This window comes from Pseudomonas mendocina (assembly GCF_003008615.1).
GTDB lineage: Bacteria > Pseudomonadota > Gammaproteobacteria > Pseudomonadales > Pseudomonadaceae > Aquipseudomonas > Aquipseudomonas mendocina_C.
In genome coordinates, this window is record NZ_CP027657.1 from 456,564 (window position 1) to 473,551 (window position 16,988).

The 16,988-nt window shown below is 56.9% G+C and carries 21 protein-coding genes; 16 read left to right on the forward strand and 5 right to left on the reverse strand.

From position 1 onward, the window contains the following. Positions 1–162 precede the first annotated feature (162 nt). Positions 163–1,125 (reverse strand): integron integrase, encoded by a 963-nt coding sequence (locus C7A17_RS02190; protein ID WP_106736470.1) that lies wholly within the window; start codon positions 1,123–1,125, stop codon positions 163–165. 146 nt (positions 1,126–1,271) lie between these two features. Here C7A17_RS02190 and C7A17_RS02195 point away from each other — a divergent pair, with 146 nt between their 5' ends. The 13 genes from C7A17_RS02195 (at position 1,272) to C7A17_RS02250 (ending at position 9,255) form a co-directional block, all read left to right on the forward strand. After that, positions 1,272–1,667, forward strand: a complete 396-nt coding sequence (locus C7A17_RS02195) for a hypothetical protein (protein ID WP_106736471.1) — start codon at positions 1,272–1,274, stop codon at positions 1,665–1,667. A gap of 402 nt (positions 1,668–2,069) precedes the next feature. Further along, positions 2,070–2,525 carry a hypothetical protein gene (locus C7A17_RS26695; RefSeq protein ID WP_158704630.1) on the forward strand — a complete coding sequence of 152 codons (456 nt, stop codon included), beginning with the start codon at positions 2,070–2,072 and terminating at the stop codon, positions 2,523–2,525. 131 nt (positions 2,526–2,656) lie between these two features. After that, a complete protein-coding gene (locus tag C7A17_RS02205) occupies positions 2,657–2,890 on the forward strand; it encodes a hypothetical protein (protein ID WP_106736473.1) in 234 nt (77 codons plus the stop codon). Between the two features lie 82 nt (positions 2,891–2,972). Beyond that, the gene (locus C7A17_RS26700) at positions 2,973–3,503 is read left to right on the forward strand and encodes a hypothetical protein (protein WP_158704631.1); all 531 of its coding nucleotides are present in this window, start codon (positions 2,973–2,975) and stop codon (positions 3,501–3,503) included. A 533-nt stretch (positions 3,504–4,036) separates the two neighbouring features. Continuing rightward, positions 4,037–4,285, forward strand: a complete 249-nt coding sequence (locus C7A17_RS26705; protein WP_158704632.1) for a hypothetical protein — start codon at positions 4,037–4,039, stop codon at positions 4,283–4,285. Positions 4,286–4,411: 126 nt separating this feature from the next. Continuing rightward, a complete protein-coding gene (locus C7A17_RS02210) occupies positions 4,412–4,951 on the forward strand; it encodes a hypothetical protein (RefSeq protein ID WP_106736474.1) in 540 nt (179 codons plus the stop codon). A gap of 72 nt (positions 4,952–5,023) precedes the next feature. Beyond that, a complete protein-coding gene (locus C7A17_RS02215; RefSeq protein WP_106736475.1) occupies positions 5,024–5,416 on the forward strand; it encodes a hypothetical protein in 393 nt (130 codons plus the stop codon). Between the two features lie 101 nt (positions 5,417–5,517). Then, positions 5,518–5,805, forward strand: coding sequence for a putative quinol monooxygenase (locus tag C7A17_RS02220; RefSeq protein ID WP_106736476.1), 288 nt, complete (start codon positions 5,518–5,520; stop codon positions 5,803–5,805). Positions 5,806–6,275: 470 nt separating this feature from the next. Continuing rightward, positions 6,276–6,833: a hypothetical protein gene (locus C7A17_RS02230; RefSeq protein WP_158704633.1), complete on the forward strand. Its 558-nt coding sequence runs from the start codon at positions 6,276–6,278 to the stop codon at positions 6,831–6,833. 742 nt (positions 6,834–7,575) lie between these two features. Continuing rightward, a complete protein-coding gene (locus tag C7A17_RS02235; protein WP_106736479.1) occupies positions 7,576–8,001 on the forward strand; it encodes a hypothetical protein in 426 nt (141 codons plus the stop codon). A gap of 50 nt (positions 8,002–8,051) precedes the next feature. After that, positions 8,052–8,456 carry a lysozyme inhibitor LprI family protein gene (locus C7A17_RS02240; RefSeq protein ID WP_234035869.1) on the forward strand — a complete coding sequence of 135 codons (405 nt, stop codon included), beginning with the start codon at positions 8,052–8,054 and terminating at the stop codon, positions 8,454–8,456. A gap of 23 nt (positions 8,457–8,479) precedes the next feature. Continuing rightward, a complete protein-coding gene (locus tag C7A17_RS02245; protein ID WP_106742683.1) occupies positions 8,480–8,992 on the forward strand; it encodes a hypothetical protein in 513 nt (170 codons plus the stop codon). A gap of 47 nt (positions 8,993–9,039) precedes the next feature. After that, the gene (locus C7A17_RS02250; protein WP_106736480.1) at positions 9,040–9,255 is read left to right on the forward strand and encodes a VF530 family protein; all 216 of its coding nucleotides are present in this window, start codon (positions 9,040–9,042) and stop codon (positions 9,253–9,255) included. A gap of 193 nt (positions 9,256–9,448) precedes the next feature. Here C7A17_RS02250 and C7A17_RS02255 read toward each other — a convergent pair whose 3' ends face one another. Together C7A17_RS02255 and C7A17_RS02260 are read right to left on the reverse strand one after the other, a co-directional pair. Next, positions 9,449–9,988 (reverse strand): DUF3087 domain-containing protein, encoded by a 540-nt coding sequence (locus C7A17_RS02255; protein WP_106736481.1) that lies wholly within the window; start codon positions 9,986–9,988, stop codon positions 9,449–9,451. A gap of 105 nt (positions 9,989–10,093) precedes the next feature. Beyond that, positions 10,094–10,918: an AraC family transcriptional regulator gene (locus C7A17_RS02260; protein WP_106736482.1), complete on the reverse strand. Its 825-nt coding sequence runs from the start codon at positions 10,916–10,918 to the stop codon at positions 10,094–10,096. Positions 10,919–11,045: 127 nt separating this feature from the next. On the opposite strand from C7A17_RS02260, the gene C7A17_RS02265 reads away from it, so the two are divergent. From C7A17_RS02265 to C7A17_RS02275, 3 genes are all read left to right on the forward strand, one after another. Beyond that, positions 11,046–11,564, forward strand: coding sequence for a carboxymuconolactone decarboxylase family protein (locus C7A17_RS02265; RefSeq protein WP_106736483.1), 519 nt, complete (start codon positions 11,046–11,048; stop codon positions 11,562–11,564). A gap of 18 nt (positions 11,565–11,582) precedes the next feature. Then, positions 11,583–11,837 (forward strand): glutaredoxin 3, encoded by a 255-nt coding sequence (gene grxC, locus C7A17_RS02270; RefSeq protein ID WP_106736484.1) that lies wholly within the window; start codon positions 11,583–11,585, stop codon positions 11,835–11,837. A gap of 360 nt (positions 11,838–12,197) precedes the next feature. Then, positions 12,198–13,844, forward strand: coding sequence for a methyl-accepting chemotaxis protein (locus C7A17_RS02275; protein WP_106736485.1), 1,647 nt, complete (start codon positions 12,198–12,200; stop codon positions 13,842–13,844). 77 nt (positions 13,845–13,921) lie between these two features. Here the strand turns inward: C7A17_RS02275 and C7A17_RS02280 are convergent, their stop codons facing one another. Together C7A17_RS02280 and nhaA are read right to left on the reverse strand one after the other, a co-directional pair. Next, positions 13,922–15,367 (reverse strand): alpha/beta hydrolase, encoded by a 1,446-nt coding sequence (locus C7A17_RS02280; protein WP_106736486.1) that lies wholly within the window; start codon positions 15,365–15,367, stop codon positions 13,922–13,924. Positions 15,368–15,487: 120 nt separating this feature from the next. After that, a complete protein-coding gene (gene nhaA, locus C7A17_RS02285) occupies positions 15,488–16,831 on the reverse strand; it encodes a Na+/H+ antiporter NhaA (RefSeq protein ID WP_199796385.1) in 1,344 nt (447 codons plus the stop codon). Positions 16,832–16,988: the final 157 nt, after the last annotated feature.

Sequence of the window (16,988 nt, forward strand, 5' to 3'; positions counted from 1 at the left end):
CTTCTCACCGTCGCGAAAACACCCGCGCCGAGCGAAACCACCGCACCAACGCAGGCCGCAAGAACGCCGGGCAAAAACCGCTTACCCGGACGAGGGCAAGACCGTAGCACAAGGAAAAAGTTCAGTCGGCAGCTGGAAACATGCAGTAAATGGAATATGTGCTCAGCGATCCAGGGGGCTGAGAACCGCAAGGCCACCTCGGTTGAGAACATGGGTATAGATCTGCGTGGTTCTGATATCTGCATGACCAAGCAGTTCCTGAACAGTACGAATATCCTGCCCGGCCTCCAACAAATGCGTCGCAAAACAATGACGCAACGTATGAGGTGAAATGGGCTTTACGATACCGGTCGCTTTGGCTACTCGTTTGAGATTGCGCTGTACACGCTTCTCATCCAGATGATGACGCCGCACGGCTCCGGAGCGCGGATCAACTGATAACCCAGCTGCCGGGAAGACATACTGCCAGCCCAGTTCATGGGGCGCATTGGGGTACTTGCGAGACAAGGCAAAAGGCAACCATACATCGCCGCGCCCTTGCGCCAACTCCAACTCATGCAGCGCCTTCACCACCGCAAGGTGATTGCGCAGCGGTTGCTCCAAGCGTTGTGGCAGCATGGTCACGCGATCCTTCATACCCTTACCATCGCGAATGATGATTTCGTATCGGGAGAAATCCACATCCTTGATGCGCAAACGCAGTGCCTCCATCAAACGCATCCCCGTGCCATACAGCAGACTGCACACCAACCAAATATCGCCATCCAGCCCACTCAGCACTCGACGCACCTCATCGACAGACAATACCACCGGTAACCGTTGCGGCTTCTTCGCCCGAACAATATCGGCTAACCAAGGCAGATCCAGCCCCAGCACTTCCTTGTAAAGAAACAATAGCGCCGCCAGTGCCTGATTCTGAGTAGAAGCCGAGACATCCCGCCGTACAGCAAGATCAGTCAGGAAGGCCTCAACCTCCGCAGCGCCCATATCCTGGGGATGTCTGTAACGATGAAAGCGAATGAAACGCTTCACCCACTCGCAATAGACTCGCTCGGTACGGATGGAGTAGTGTTTGAGGCGAATTCGATCACGCATCTGATCGAGTAAACGAGGCTTATCATCCATGGTGCATAACCTTCCAAAATGGTCGTCCTGACCCGGAAAGCACCAGCCTAGACAGGGAATCGCACGATGACAAGGAAGGTTATCCACCAAAGCAGGCCGCAGGTTATGCACCATTTGGTGTCTATTTATAGTTAGGTAACTCACTCATGAAGGCGGAGCAATTCACCTCCGAGAAAATCGCTCTGGCCTTTCCAGAAATGAAGAACTTGAGCGACGAGTCGATTGAAAGAAACCCGTATATATTTGAGTCACTATCTGCCTGTGAGGCCGTTGAGCTAATTCCTGCATACATGGTATATGCGCTGAAAAACCTAAGGAGCAACCCTGGCTCCATGGTTTACTTGCAGCTAATTACCACAATAAACAACTACAGCAAGTGTAAAAATCCCGGAGACACCCATGCCGGACTGTGGTTTATTCTCTCAGTCCACCAAAAGAAAGCTATGCTAGCCTTCTTGGGCCACTTGGCAAACAACCAGCCTGCGAATATTGACGCTCACGAACTAAATAAAATAATTAAAAGGTGGCAATCCGTTACCTAACAACAGGTTCAAATCGCTCGCTTCGCTCACTGGGACGGGCTAAAGCCCGCCCCTTAACCAAACGTTAGGCATTAATCATGAGCCACCAGCAATCTGACAGCGTGCTAATTCCTCTCACGGCTGACGAAGCACTTGTCCTATTTGAGTTCTTACAGCGTTTCAGCAGTACCGATGAATTAACTATCGAAGATCAATCGGAGCAGCGAGCGCTTTGGAACCTATGCTGCCTTTTCGAAAAGCACTTATCAGTCCCATTTGATGCTAACTACACCGAAATTTTGCGTGCTGCGCAAAATAGGCTCAGAGATGAGTGTTAATCATGCCTAACAATGCGCTCAAAGCGCTCACTCCGTTCGCTGGGACCGGCGAAGCCGGCCCCTTAGCTTAATCGTTAGGAAATCCATGGAACGTATTTCATCTCGAAACATACCACTGGAAATTTATCACGGCGTACCAAGGGGCTGGTCTCGTTCAGAATTGGTCGCAATTCATAAATCGTTAGGTGGTACTTTTCCAATTGCTGCAATAGAAGCAACTGAGCCTGGCGCACCATCTTGGATGCCTGACCGTTACAATTGGCTTCAATACAGAGAGGCATTGCGCGGCATTGCTAAAGGAATAAAAGCTGGTGAGCCCGCGTGTTTTGAGTTAGCTATTCGTTATATTGAGCTGAATTATTTTGGTTCTTACTCTGGCTTTCTGAGGGCTAGGTTTGCACGTTTGCTAAAATCTCAGAATCTATCAAAAACTCAAATTTCTAGGCTAAATAAACATTTTGAGTTTCTAATACAAAACAAACAGTGTTTTGAGGAATTTAAGGAATACAATAAGCTGCGTAAAAAATTAGCGGGCTTATAAATTCCTAACAAAGCAATGAACCGGATGATTTTTAAGTAGCATTTTTGCCATTCCGCTTCGCTCCATTTTACGGCAAAAGTGCTACTTAAAAACCACCGATTATCGAAACGTTATGTGCCAAAGGAGGGCCGATGTCGTTCCCTAAAGACAGAGTTGTAGTCGCAAGTGATGTAAATCCACGAGACGGGATCGGCGTCGAAATTTACAGAGACGACAAATTGGTCGTTGAAATCTTCAGGGATGACAGGGAAAGAACTCGTACAGTAACTCTATTCAAAGAATCCATTTCGCTTGAGCTTATGGAAGAGTCCATTCGAATTTTCAAAAAAGAGATTCCTTGGGATTTCATTGAGTACGAAGAATAGGCACATAACAATGCACTCAAGTCGCTCACTTCGTTCGCCGGGACCGGCTAAAGCCGGCCCCTTATCTTAATCGTTAGGCCCTATGAAAAAAATCATCGCAAACCTTATAACATTTTTTATATTCAATAGTATCGCTTCGGCTCATGAAGACACTTCACTGTCGATAAGTGCCGACGGTTCAATATCCGGGATACCGCCAGAATTTGGGGCAGTAAAGCTAAATATTGAATTTTCCAATGAAAACGCGTCCGCATCTATTTCTAAACTAGAACTAATCATCGGCGGTAAATCCCTCGTATTCCCTACGTGCCTTAGCAACCTTCTAGAAACAAATAAAATCAACACTGTAATAGCATCCGGTTCATGGTATCACGACGAGTCGTATCTCCCTTATCATTTGAGCTTTAAATTCTACGACAGCACATATAATCCAAAATCTTGGGTGAATACCGGATATTCGATTTTAGTTAACCTTAGAAATAACACACTAATAAGCATGAACAAGTATGAAATTCTTGATGATGGCTTGGGTTACCAAGAGCCTGAAATCAATCTAAAATCTCAGTGTACCGAAAGTGAGCTCAAGAGCTTTCCTTATCACCCAGTAATTTAGGTAAAGCCTAACAAATTGTTCAAATCGCTTGCTTCGCTCACTGGGACGGGCTAAAGCCCGCCCCTTAACCAAACGTTAGGCAAATCATGATCTCAGCAGTCATAAAAGTCACATTCAAAATTTCAGATATTCTAAGCTGGGTTGCGTGCCTATTTTTTGGGGCGCTCGCACTCAGCTATCCATTCATTAGTTTAAAGTTAGCTGCAAGAGATCCAAGTTACGGATCAATCGGCTTCATTGCCACAGTGATCGCAATATCAACTGCCATGACCGCGTTATTCTATCTAAATACAAGAAGGAAATTTTTTGCGGCACTGATAATTTCAATTTACTTCCTATGCCTTGCAATCTACAAATCAACCGCAGTGCACTACTCGGTTTCGGCAGTAATAATTTTTATCATTACCGCCCCGCTATTGCTCTCATACATAGAAATGAAATTATTCAAAAACGCCTAACAAATGGTTCAAACCGCTCGCTTCGCTCACTGGGACGGGCTAAAGCCCGCCCCTTAACCAAACGTTAGGCTCCCTATGGTATTCCTGGCACTTACACGTAAAGGTTATGAAAGCTACCAGCGCATTGGAGGCAAGGCAGGTGATGCGCTCTGGCTATCCGCTGGAGTATTTTCCAATGCGGAACTTGTAGCACTTAGAGGATCAGGCGTGAATTTCTCCGATTTTAACTATGCAATTGAGCCTAACGACAAGGAAGCAATTTCATGCGCAGTCGAAACCATAAAAGAGCACCATCCAAATGAAACGGTATGGGTAGAAGCTTGAGTTACGAACGCTTATCTACGTTCAACCCTTTAGCTTGGGGGCGGCCTAACAAATGGTTCAAGCCGCTCGCTCCGCTCACTCGGGACCGGCTAAAGCCGGCCCCTTAACCAATCGTTAGAGGTATCTATGAAATACACTGAGCTTCTGAGCATCCCTATTCGAGTGCTTGGAGTTTATATATTTTACTCGGCATTTCTTGCTGTAATACGGCATTACTTTGCGCTGGGTCAGGTAGCCGCAACAACCCCCGACACATATAAAACCTATGCTATCACTGCAATTCTAGAAGTGAGCATAATGGTGATCACGGCTTTCTTACTAGTAAAGCTACCATTGACAATTTCAAAATTTCTTTCTCCAGCAAAACCTGAAAGTACGTTAAGCATTAGCATCACATTTGAGCAACTCCAATCAGTCACACTTTGCGTTTTAGGTATATATATACTCACCAAAACCATCCCGGAACTCATACTTAATGCCGCTTGGATAACTCATCACTTCAGCCAACCCGAGGCCTATCCTGGCGCCCTCACTGAACTGATAATTAACGAGCTAGTTACAATCGTTGAAATGCTCCTAGGCCTATTTCTCTGCATCAAATCTGACGGAATAGGCCTTCTAATTAACCGTATTAGAAAAGCCGGGATAGCAGCGCCCTCTAACTAGTGGTTCAAACCGTTCGCTTCGCTCACTGGGACGGGCTAAAGCCCGCCCCTTAACCAAACGTTAGAAGTCATCATGGATAACTGGTACAACACCATCGAATACCAAACCCATGTAGCCGAGAGATTAGAGGCACTTGGAGAGACAAGGTACGACCTCGAGGCGTATGAATTCGCGCTTGAGGCATACCAGTACGCCCCTGAATATCATGAGAATATTCCCGCACCGCCTCCTAACCTTGGGCTCACATATCATGTAAGTGCCTTCAACTTTGCTTACTGCTATGTGCTTCACGCCAAAGAGGTTTTTGAAGCCCCTAGAGACACGCTGAACTCGTGGGGCATTACGTCATCAATGGACATCGGTGAAATCGTTTATGGTTTGGTCGGTGTAGGTTTACTAGATCAAAGTTCCGACGACAGAAAAGAGCAGTTCGAGGGGCTTTTCTTAACAAAAGACGTGTTGTGATGCCTTCTAACTAGTGATTCAAACAGTTCGCTTCGCTCACTGGGACGGACTAAAGCCCGCCCCTTAACCAAACGTTAGGCTGAATAAGCGGATACACAGAAATGCTGAAAGTTATTGCTCAAGACTTCATCAAACCGGAGCATATCGAGGACGTGATGCCTCTTTACCAAGAGCTGGTGGAGAAAACCAGGGAAGAGCCTCTGTGCCTGTCTTACGACCTGTTCATCGATCAAAAAGACCCGGGGCACTTCGTATTCATAGAGGAGTGGCCTGATCGTGCGGCGCTGGATGCACACTGCAATAGCGAGCATTTCAAAAGGCTGGTACCACTGATCGATCAATATCAACGATCACCTGGAACCTACCTGCTCATGGACGCATTCCAGTGATTCCGCTCGATCGTTAATGCAGACGCGCTGTTCGGCACACTAGCCTCAGGCATTGGATTGCTTTCGCATATGGAAAACTCATACTTGATAGCCGGGTCTGCATTGAGCGCTGTTGCAGCCCTCTTGCACATCGGCTGTATCTTTTTCGGCCCAGCGTGGTACCGCTTCTTCGGTGCAGGAGAGCGCATGGTTCGACTCTCCGCTGCCGGACACAAAGCACCCGCGCTCATCACTGCCGGCATTGCAGCCTTACTCGCACTCTGGTCGCTCTATGCGCTTTCTGGCGCCGGAGTCATTGCACCCCTTCCGTTAACGCCCATCGCGCTTTGTGTCATTACCGGCGTCTACCTTCTGCGCGGTCTGGCTGGATTCGCCCTGGCTGCGGTAGCCCCAGGTGAACGTAGCGTGGCGTTCTGGTGCTGGAGTTCGGCAATCTGTCTCGGGCTGGGTACTCTGCATCTTCTAGGCACATGGCAAGCCTGGCCACCAGCCCCATGAAACGCAGAGCGTCGCTGGCTTTACTGCTCTGCGTCCTGAGCATCGAATGCCTCGGGCATCAAGACAGAGTACTGAGCCTTCACAACGATGAGGACATCACCGGCCTGCCCGAGCGCTACTCACCGGCGGCGCTGAAAATCGAACGCTCCGGCGGCTCCAGCGAATCACTGTTGCAGGGCATCCAGATACGCATTTCAGCCTATACCTCGACACTTCCGCCGTGTGTGGTGAAGCGGCTCAACACCCGGCACGTATCTCACATAGGCCTGACGGCCTCGTGGTATCACGACCTGACATTGCTGCCGCCCTATATCAACGTCGATTTTTACGATACCGGATATGATCCACATCGCTGGGAAAACCCCAGGCATTCGATACTCTTCAACCTGAACAATGCCAAGGTAGTAAGGATGACGTACTCAAGGTTCAGCACGGACGAGAGCCGCTTCGAGTTCCTGCCTATCGACCTCTCCAGTATCTGCGACAAACGGGAGATCGAGAATGTCGTGGAGCCTGCATCGACGCCATGACAACAAACTCCCCCTCAGACGTCGGCATGATCGACGAGTGTCTGTCCATCGTCCGAACGTCGCTTGCACGATGTTTCCAACAGCAGGCCCCAAGCATTCAAGCCACATGGCCACTTTCAGGACGCGCCGTATCTGAGATTGGAGGCCGCCTAGTCGAGAGTTTCGTTTTAGCACGACTCCCGCATGAACTGAGCACCACGCCTTTTGACGGCCAGATTCTATGTGAAATACCTGAATCCGGCAGAGCGATGGAAGACATTGCGGTGACCTTCATCGGCCCACATGGAAGGGCTCGACTACTCATCGACGTCAAGGGTCATAACGAATACCGCACGGGATCGAGACCCAATTTGGCTTCGATCCGAAAATGTCTGGAACTCTATCGCAGCTCCTCACATACCGTTGATGAGCTCGTTGTCTTCTTCTGCCGTTACCGCCCATCCGTCCACCCGGATCATCACGCACAAGCGGTCGAATATCACGTTCTGCCCGAGTCGTTTAATGAGCAGGGAATTTTCCTGCTTCGTGCCCTGAGCGAAAGCAACCTGGATCCAGCCAATATCGGAAGTGGCGGCCAGTTGCTGCTTGCCAGGGAAAACAACATACGGTTAGTGAATCGTTCAAGGTCGGAGTTCGTTCAACTTCTAGAGGGTCTCCAGTCACGCCTTCAACGGGGGCGAAGTACGGTTTGAATCGACCCAGCAGGCCATTTGGCACCCTGCGAGACGACATGGAGCCAACGATGCTCAAAGCAAGAATCATGATCCTCGCAAACCGTATCGGGTTGCTAACACCGGACGAGTTGATCGCTTGGGCAGATGCGATGATTCTGGGCACCAGTGAACCACCCGGCTATCTCATCGACCTCGCATTGGGCGACCTGCCGACAGACCCCGAAGCGCTGGATCTCGTTCGCAACGAGCCCAATGAGTCAGAAATCGCTCAACTGGCGCAGCTCATTCTGGAGAGATTCAACGACACCTCGGATATGAACGAGCTTGGCCTTCACTGCTATCAACTGGCGTTGCTCGCAAAAGGCCAATCCCGCGAGCGGCTACTTTGGGTGTCGGACGAGATTCATCTGTGCGGTGAAGGCATCAAGTCTTTATCGGACTCAGAGCCCCTGCTCATGGAAGCCCTGCTGGAGACTGCACGCCCCACCATTTGAAGCTGACAAGACGAACTCTTCTTCCTTCACCCTGACTGTCGAGACGCCCGTTGAAATACCTCTACCCTCTACTTCTACTCATTTCGACCACCGTCCTCGCCGCCGAGGCAGACGAAGATCCCTGCAACGCCCAGGGTGGTGGCGTGATGGCCGGTTACCTGTGCATCGCCCAGAAAGCCAAGGTGGTGGATGAACAGTTGAACGCCGAATACCAGCTCGCCCTGCAACGAATAGAGGAAGAAGAACGCGCCCTGCGTCAGACCTGGCCGAACACCGAGCTGGTCAGCCTGTTTCGCGCGGCACAACGGGCGTGGCTGAACTTCCGCGACGCCGAGTGTCAGTTCGCCGGTATCTCTTCGACGCCTTCGCCCTGGCAAGGCGTTCAGGTCGAGGAATGCAAGTTGAGAATGACCATCGAGCGTACGGAGTACTTCAAGGGTGTGGTGGCAGGATGAATAACCTGATCGGAGCCGTTTCGATGGGCCTTCTCGCCCTGACGTCCATATCTGCTCTCGGGGAGGAGCGCACACCCGTCGACTCCATCCTGACAGCCACCTGGCAACAGTTCGCCGGCGAGTACTGGCCAAGCCCGCTGTGTGGCAAGGATGAACTCACCCTGTGGAGTTGCGAGGCCGGCAGTCGCGCCTACGCGTTCTGTTCGTCCCGCGAGGTAACCCGCACCTCAGGCTATATGCAGTACCGCGCATCCCGGCACGGCAAGGTCGAATTCACCTACCCGCAGCAGAAGAAACCACCGCTGGGTTCGTTTACCTACAACTCCTTCGGCAACGGTAATGCCTCCATCGAATTCAGCAACGGTGGGCATGGCTACACGCTGGTCGATCAGCTCAGAGGAGCATCGTCCATTCTCGTCGCCCTGCCCTCCGGTCAGGGCAAGCAGATAGAGATCGCCTGTGGTGGCAACCAGACCCTGCAGCTCAACTACACGATGCGGCTGATGTACGACGCCGGTATCTGGAGCGATTACTGAGCGCGATTCCCGGTAGAATCGCCGCTCCCACTCCCGAGTCGAACACGATGAGCAACGATCCTCTTCACGGCCTGACGCTCAAGGCCATTCTCCAGGCGCTGGTCGACAAGCACGGCTGGGATCGGCTCGGACAGCTGATCAGCATCCGCTGCTTCCAGCATGAGCCGAGCATCGAGTCGAGTCTGAAATTTCTGCGCAAGACGCCCTGGGCGAGGGAGAAGGTCGAGGCGCTTTACATCAAGGACATCGCGCGGCACGCCTGATCGCTCTCAGAGCGTGTTCAAAGTCTGCTGCGCGTCGGCCATGCAGCGTTGAAATCAAGCTGGAACGCCAGCCCGGTCAGAATGCTCATTTACAGCTCGTAAAGTCGAACGCGACTCCGAGCGTTTTTCGCTCGATTCGCGGGGCCGCCATCGGTATTGCCTGGCTCTAGCTCGCGAGACTTTGAACAGGCTCTCAGGCGCGCGTGGCCTCGATGCGCTTGACTGCTTCCACCCAGGCCAGATCAAGGCGATTCTGCTCCACGTCCAGCCCCTGTTGCTCCATCGCCTCGCGGTGCGCGTCGATCTCGTGAACCATCTGGCTCAGCTCACTGGAGTTGCCATCGAGCTGGTGCATCTGGGTCACGCCCAAGTGATAGAAGCGCAGCAGTTTCATTGCCGTCTCATCGCCCTGAGCAACGCCCGCCTTGACGTGATGCATGACGTTGGTGATGCGCATCAGGCTACGCTTGAGCCGCCAGCCGTAAACGGCCGGCGCCATCCACGGGCGTGACCAGAACTGCAAGCGCACCAGTGCCACTGTCAGGGCAAAGCCAGTCAGCACACCGAGCAGGTTCCAGCGGAAGTTGTCGTCACCACCCGGCTCACCGAACAGCTGCACGCTGAGTGTCGCCAGCAACATGGCGAGGCTGACGAAGATCACCGCCACCAGCATCGTGATGCGACGGGTCTGCTGACGATATTTCTCGGGGCTGGTGGGGACAATTTCGAACATGCGCATGGGCTCTGAAACGAGGGCGAGGCGCGATGTTACGCCAGCGCAGCGGATTGCACGAACCTGCGATCGTTACCGACCGTTTGTCGTGAGCCACTGCACGCGTCAGGGAACGGCATGGCGCAACCATTCACTGGGGCTGGCTCCGACCTTGCGGCGAAACGCACGCGCCAGCGCCGAGGGGCTTTCGTAGCCGACCTCATCGGCGATCAGCGCCATGGGCCGGCCTTCACGCAGGCGCTTCTGCGCCAGGCTGACGCGCCAGCCCACCAGATAATCCGCCGGGGTGGCACCGACCACCTGGTGAAAATGCGCCGCGAAACTGGCGCGCGACATACCAGCCAGCGCCGCCAGCTCGGCCACCGACCAGCCATGTTCCGGTCGCTCATGCAGTTGATTGAGCGCACGCGCCAGACGCGGCTCGGCCAGCCCGGCCATCATTCCCGAAGCCAGCTCGCGGCTGTTCATCAAATGCCGCAGCAGTTGGATCACCATCAACTCGAACAGGCGGTTGAGCACCAGCTCGCGCCCGCAGTCCTCCCCTTCTGCCTCGGCGAACAGCCAGTCCAGGCAACCGCTCAGGCTCGGCAGCTCGCGCAGGGGTTTGACGATGGCACCAGGCAATGCGCGCGACAGCGGATTGTCGATACCACCGTCGAAGGCCAGCGTGGCGCACACCAGCTCGGCGCCATCGGCCTCGCTGGCACTCATCCGATGCAGGCGCGGCCGCGCCACCAGCATCAGGCTCGGTTCTTCCAGGCGCAGCTCGCGGCCATCGTCCTCGCGAAAGCTCATGCGCCCGGCGCGCAGCAGGTGAATGTAGCCATGCGGCTCATGCTCGCCATGGCTACTGGTGCCGCAGAACCCGCCACGGTGGAAGGTGCTGGCGTGCAGATTGAAGTGATGCAGCAAGCTGGACAGGCGATCCATGGTCGTTTCGCACTCTTGGACGATCTGTCGCATAACATCGACGATCTGAATCCGAAAAGCCAGATCGTTTCACTAGCATGGCTCCAAGCTTGAACAACAAGCTCCCACCCAAGACTGGAGAATCACCATGACGCGTATCACTGCATTGCCCTTCGAACAAACCGCCGCCAGCGCACAGGCGCAACTGGAAGGCATCCGCAAGGGCCTCGGTTTCATTCCCAATACCTTCGCCACCCTGGCCCACGCCCCTGCGGCATTGAGCGGCTACCTGGCGCTGTCCCAGGCACTGGGCAAGGGCACGCTGAATGCCAAGGCGCGCGAAGTGGTGGCCCTGGCCAGCTCGCAGGTCAATGGCTGCGAATACTGCCTGGCCGCACACACCCTGTTCGCCGGCAAGGCTGGCCTGAGCGAGGCGGATATTCGCAGCGCCCGTGACGGCGAGTTCGATGCCGTGGCGCGCCTGACCCAACAGGTCATCGACAGCCGCGGCCGCCTCAGCGATGCGCAACTGCAGGCCGCACGTGAGGCCAGGCTGAGCGACGCGGCCATCGTCGAAGTGGTGGCCAACGTCGCCCTGATGACGCTGACCAACTACCTCAACAATCTGGCGGAAACCGATGTCGACTTTCCGCCCGTAGCCGTCTGACGAGACAGGAGGTACATCATGCAAGCCGTCACTCTTTACACCACGGGCCACTGCCCCTACTGCGTCAACGCCAAGGTTCTGCTGACGCGCAAGGGCGTGGCCTTCGAGGAAATCGACGTGGGCAGTTCGCCACAGCGGCTGGCGGAGATGCTGCAACGCAGCAACCGCCGCAGTGTGCCGCAGATCTTCATCGGCGAACGCCATGTCGGCGGCTTCGATGATCTGGCCGCACTTGAGCGCGGCGGCGAACTGGATACGCTGCTGCAAGCCTGAACGTCGAAGGCCGGCCTGATGGCCGGCCTTCGCCTAATGCCAGTCAGTTAAGCGCCAGGATAAGGTTACGTAGGGTGTCGCGAGGCTGCCTAGGCCGTGCGCACCAATGGTGGTGGCGCCGGCATTTCGGTGCGCGCGGCACACCCTACAAAGGCCATCCGTGACAGACATTACGTCTTATCTGATCGGCATTAGGGTGTCGCGCCCTCCTGGCCGGTAATTGTGCTGGCCTACTCCTTTTCGCTACGGCGGTCGCCTTTGCCCTCATGCGCCGGGCCATCGCTGCCGATACAGGAGCGGCAACATCGGCCCGATAGGCTGAGCATTGCCCTGCGCCTTATTTCGAAATGGAGTATCCCCATGCGCCTCGACGCCCTCTCCCTGAAAACCCGCCTGATCATCGCGGTGGCGATCCCCTGCATCGCCCTGCTGCTGGTGGCGCTGACCAGCCTGAGCAGCATGTCGAGCATGCACCGGGACACGGAGGTGCTCTATCTCAATACCGCCGCGCCGATGCGCGCCATGGCCGAGGTAGCGTCGCGCATTCCGCGCATGCGCGTGGGCCTCGACATGATGCTGTTGCAGGAAACCCCGCTGCGTGACGAACGCGGCGTGAAATCACGCGTACAGGACGCCCGTAACGAAGACGTACCCGGCATGCGCGAAGCGATGCGCCAGGCTGTGGCCGCCCAGGTCAACCCGGAGCGCAAGGCGCAGGCGCAGCAACTGCTGGATCAGTTCGAGGCGATGGTCAGCAACGAGCTGAATCCGATGCTCGCCGCCTTCGATGCTGGTGACATGGCCAAGGCGCAGCAGATCTACCGTGACCAGTACGCCAAGACCTACGGCGGGATGCGCCAGGGCGCCAACGACCTGCTCGACGCCCTGCTCAAACAGGCCGAGCAACAGAACCTGCACAGCGCGCAAAGCTATGACGATGGCCTGACCCGCCAGATCGCCATCATCGTCACCGGCCTGCTGGTGTCGATCCTCATTTCCTGGCTGATCGTCATCCAGCTGCGCCGCCGCGTCAGCGTACTGCAGAACAGCCTGGGCCAGGCCGCCGACAACCTGGCCCTGAATACCCGCATCGACATGCCCGGTCAGGACGAGCTGAGCGAGATCGCGCGCAGCTTCAACCAGTTCATCGACAAGGTGCACGGCGCCATGCGCGAGCTCGCCGACAACTCGCGCCAGCTCTCGGGCATGGCCCGCGATGTGGCCGAACGCGCGCGCCTGACGCAAAGCAACTGCACGGCGCAGAGCGACCGCACGGTGCAGGTAGCGACCGCGATCAACGAGCTGGGCTCGACCGTCAACGAAATCGCGCGTAACGCCGAGAACGCCGCAGAAGTCGCCCGCGAGGCCACCCAGCACGCCAGCGACGGCAGCGCCGTGGTCAGCCAGGCACATCGCCAGGTCGACGCCCTCAACGGCGAGCTGGAACAGGCCGCCAAGGTGATCGAAGCGCTGGCCGCACAGACCAACGCCATCAGCACCACACTCAACACCATCCGCAGCATTTCCGAGCAGACCAACCTGCTCGCCCTCAACGCCGCCATCGAGGCTGCACGTGCGGGCGAACAGGGCCGTGGCTTCGCCGTGGTGGCCGACGAGGTGCGCACCCTGGCCAGCCGCTCCGGTGCCTCCACCGAGGAAATCCAGCAGGTCATCGACCGCCTGCAGAACGAATCACGCTCGGCCGTCGAGGCCATGGCCAAGGGGCAACGGCAGAGCGCGCTGGTGGTGGAATACGCGAGCAAGGCATCGGCGGCGCTGGAGCAGATCAACAGCCATATCGGCCAGATCAGCGATCAGAACATCCAGGTCGCCACCGCCACCGAGGAACAATCCAGCGTGGTCGAGGACATCAACCGCAATATCGTCGACATCAACGAGCTGACCGTCGGCACCACGCACATCGCCGATCAGCTCAACCAGGCCAGCAGCGACCTGCAGGCGCTCTCGACCCAGCTGGATGGCCTGGTCGGTCGCTTCCGGTTGTAACCTGAACCTCATTCCGACCAAGCCAGTGCGCACGCAAGGCAACCGTAGGGTACGCCGTGTGCACCGAGCCCAATGCCCTACAGATCCTCGTCGATACGTTCACGCAGATAGGCGTAGAACGGGTTGGAGGTCACACGCTGCAGGCCAGCGAGCCCGACCACCAGCACGCCCCGCTCCCCGCGCGGCGCCAGCGTGCCAAGGGCGACGCCATAGAACTCCTCGGAAGTCGGTTCGCTGCCATACAGCGGGTCATCCGGGGGGAACGGCAAGGCGACGTGGGACAGCGAGAACAGCTGACTCGGATACTCGACGTTCAACGGCGTGACCACGGCATCACGCTCACCGGCAGCGATGCGACGCGCCTCGACCTGGTGCCCGCCCTGCTCGCCCACGCCCACTACGGTCAGGTCGTAGTCACGCTGCGCCGGCGGCACGAGTTGCTCCAGCAGACCGCTCATGTCCGGACGCAGCAGCGAGCCGATGGCCTGCGAACGGTTGATGTCGAAAATCACCAGCTCGCTGCCATTGGCGGGCAGACGCTCGAACAGGTCATGCACCACGGCCGGCGTGCTTACCGTGCTATCGGCCAGCGACTGGAAGGCCAGCACCGGTGGCAGTTGCGCCAGCCGCCCAGCGCGCGCGGCACTGTCGAAGGCTCCCTGCACCTCATGCGTCAGCTCGTAGGTCTGCCGCGCGGCATGCACCGGGAAGGAGTTGTACTTGAACGGATTGAACTCTGGCAGCACGTTCATCCAGGCCGACTTGGCGAACGCCGGCAGCACTGCCGGCAACGCTGCCAGCCCGGCATAGCGCGCATAGCTGGTGACGCCGACCATGGGCGAGATCAGTACCAGCCGTTGCGGCATCGCCAGGCTCCGATCCTCCAATGCTGCCAGGCTGTAACGCAGGGCCAGGGCACCGCCGTTGGAATAACCGACGAGATACAGCGGGCCGTCCGCTACCTGCTCACGCGCCTCGCGAACCGCCATCCGAGTGGTCGCCAGCCATTGTTCCCAACGAACATCGGTCAACCCGGACGGCAGCGTGCCGTGGCCCGGCATGCGCGGCACCAGGCTGACGAAACCCTGCTCGCTCAGATGCTGGGCGAGATGCCGCAGGCTGTAGGGCGAATCGGTCAGACCGTGCAACAGCACCACCACACCACGCGCCTTGCCCGGTGGTTGCAGGATGAAGGAGCGGTTCCAGTCGCGTGGCAGGTTACCCGGATACACCGGGCTGGCGCTGGAGTAGCGGTTATAGCTATGCGCATTACCGTCGCTCAGGGGCTCGATGATCTTGCGGCGCAGCGCCTCGAATACCTGCTCTTCGGCGGCCTGGTAGGCGGCCCAGTCCATGCCGTCTATTTCCGTGACGCTCGGTTCTTCGAGCGTCACCCGGTGCCAGTCTTCCAGCTCCGGCAGGGACGACAACCCGGCGATACGCACGCCCAGCAGCACCACGACAACCAGCAGCACCAACACCAGTACCCAGGCGAAGATGCTGCGCAGGCGTGACAGACTCATCAGGCGTCTCCTTCATCGATTCAATGGCCTCCTCGGTTCGGCTGCCAGGTAGCACCTGACGCCGATCCACAGCGTGGCTATTGAACCAGAAGCGCCGCCCTTTCAGCAGACCCGAAGGATTCAGATTGTGTGCAGACGCGCTCGTCTTACCATCGCGCAGCCCAGTGTCAGGCCAATCACCGCAGCCGTGACCGAGGCCAGCAGCACACCGAGTTTCGCCGCGCTGAGCAGGGCCGGCGAGGCGAACGCCAGGTTGGCGATGAAGATCGACATGGTGAAACCGATACCGGCCAGGCAGCCCACCAAGCACATCCAGTTCCAGCTCATGCCCTCCGGCATGCGGCAGCCACCGACGCGGATCAGCAACCAGCTCGACAGCATGATGCCCACCGGCTTGCCCACCACCAGCGCCAGCATCACACCGAGCATCACGCTCATACCGCTACCCTGAGTGAGATCCACATCGTTCAGCGCCACACCGGCGTTGGCCAGCGCGAACAGCGGCATCACGCCGTAGGCCACCCATGGGTGCAGCGCCCTCTGCACACGCACGGCCGGCGGCATCAGCTCGCGCTGGGCATAACGCAAGCTGCGCACGGAGTGCGCCAGCACCTCGGGCGTGGAACGCTCGTCGAGGGCGCGCAACGCATTGCGAGCCAGCTCCAGCGGTCGATCCTCGAAACGCACCGGGCGCACCGGCGTCATCAGCCCCAGCACCACCCCGGCCAGGGTCGGGTGCGCGCCGGTCTTGAGCAGGCCGAACCACAGCAACGCGCCAGGCAGCAGATAGAACCAGGCGCAACCAACGCCGATGCGCTGTAGGCCGAGCACCATCAGCATCCCCACGCCGGCGATGGCGAAGCCTTCCAGCGCCAGGCCCTCGGAATAGAACAGCGCGATGATCAGCACGGCGATGATGTCGTCGATGATTGCCAGGGTGAGCAGGAAGATACGCGCGGAGGACGGAATCGAACGGCCGAGGATGGCCAGCACGCCGACGGCGAAAGCGATGTCCGTGGCGGTCGGCACGGCCCAGCCATGGCGCACGCTCTCGGCACCATTGAGCGACAGGTAGACCAGCGCCGGCACCATTACCCCGCCGATGGCGGCGACCATCGGCAAAGCCACCTGACCGACCGTCGACAACGAACCATCGTGGATCTCGCGACGTATCTCCATGCCGACGACCAGGAAGAACACGGTCATCAGCGCATCGTTGATCCAGAAGTGCAGCGAATAGGACAGGCTGAAATCGCCGATACCGAAATACAGCGGCGTGTGCCAGAGGTGTTCGTAGCTGGCGGCATAGGGCGAGTTGGCCCAGAGCAGGGCAACGGCAGCAGCGACCAGCAGAACGATGCCGCTGACCGCTTCGATATGGAGGAATTTTTCCAGACTGGCCAAGGCCTTGTCGGCCAGGCGCCGTGCAGCTGGCACGGCCTTGGGGGAAGGATGCTGATTCATGGGCGCACGCAGGGACAGTGTGCGGCGGCCCGACCAGCACGATTAAACCTGCCACACGCACCATGCGCGCGGCACCCGAAATCTACATTACACAGGCGCTTGCGACTTGAACAGCGTCCGCCCGATAGCTATTGGTCGAATCCTGCTGCTGGCGCGA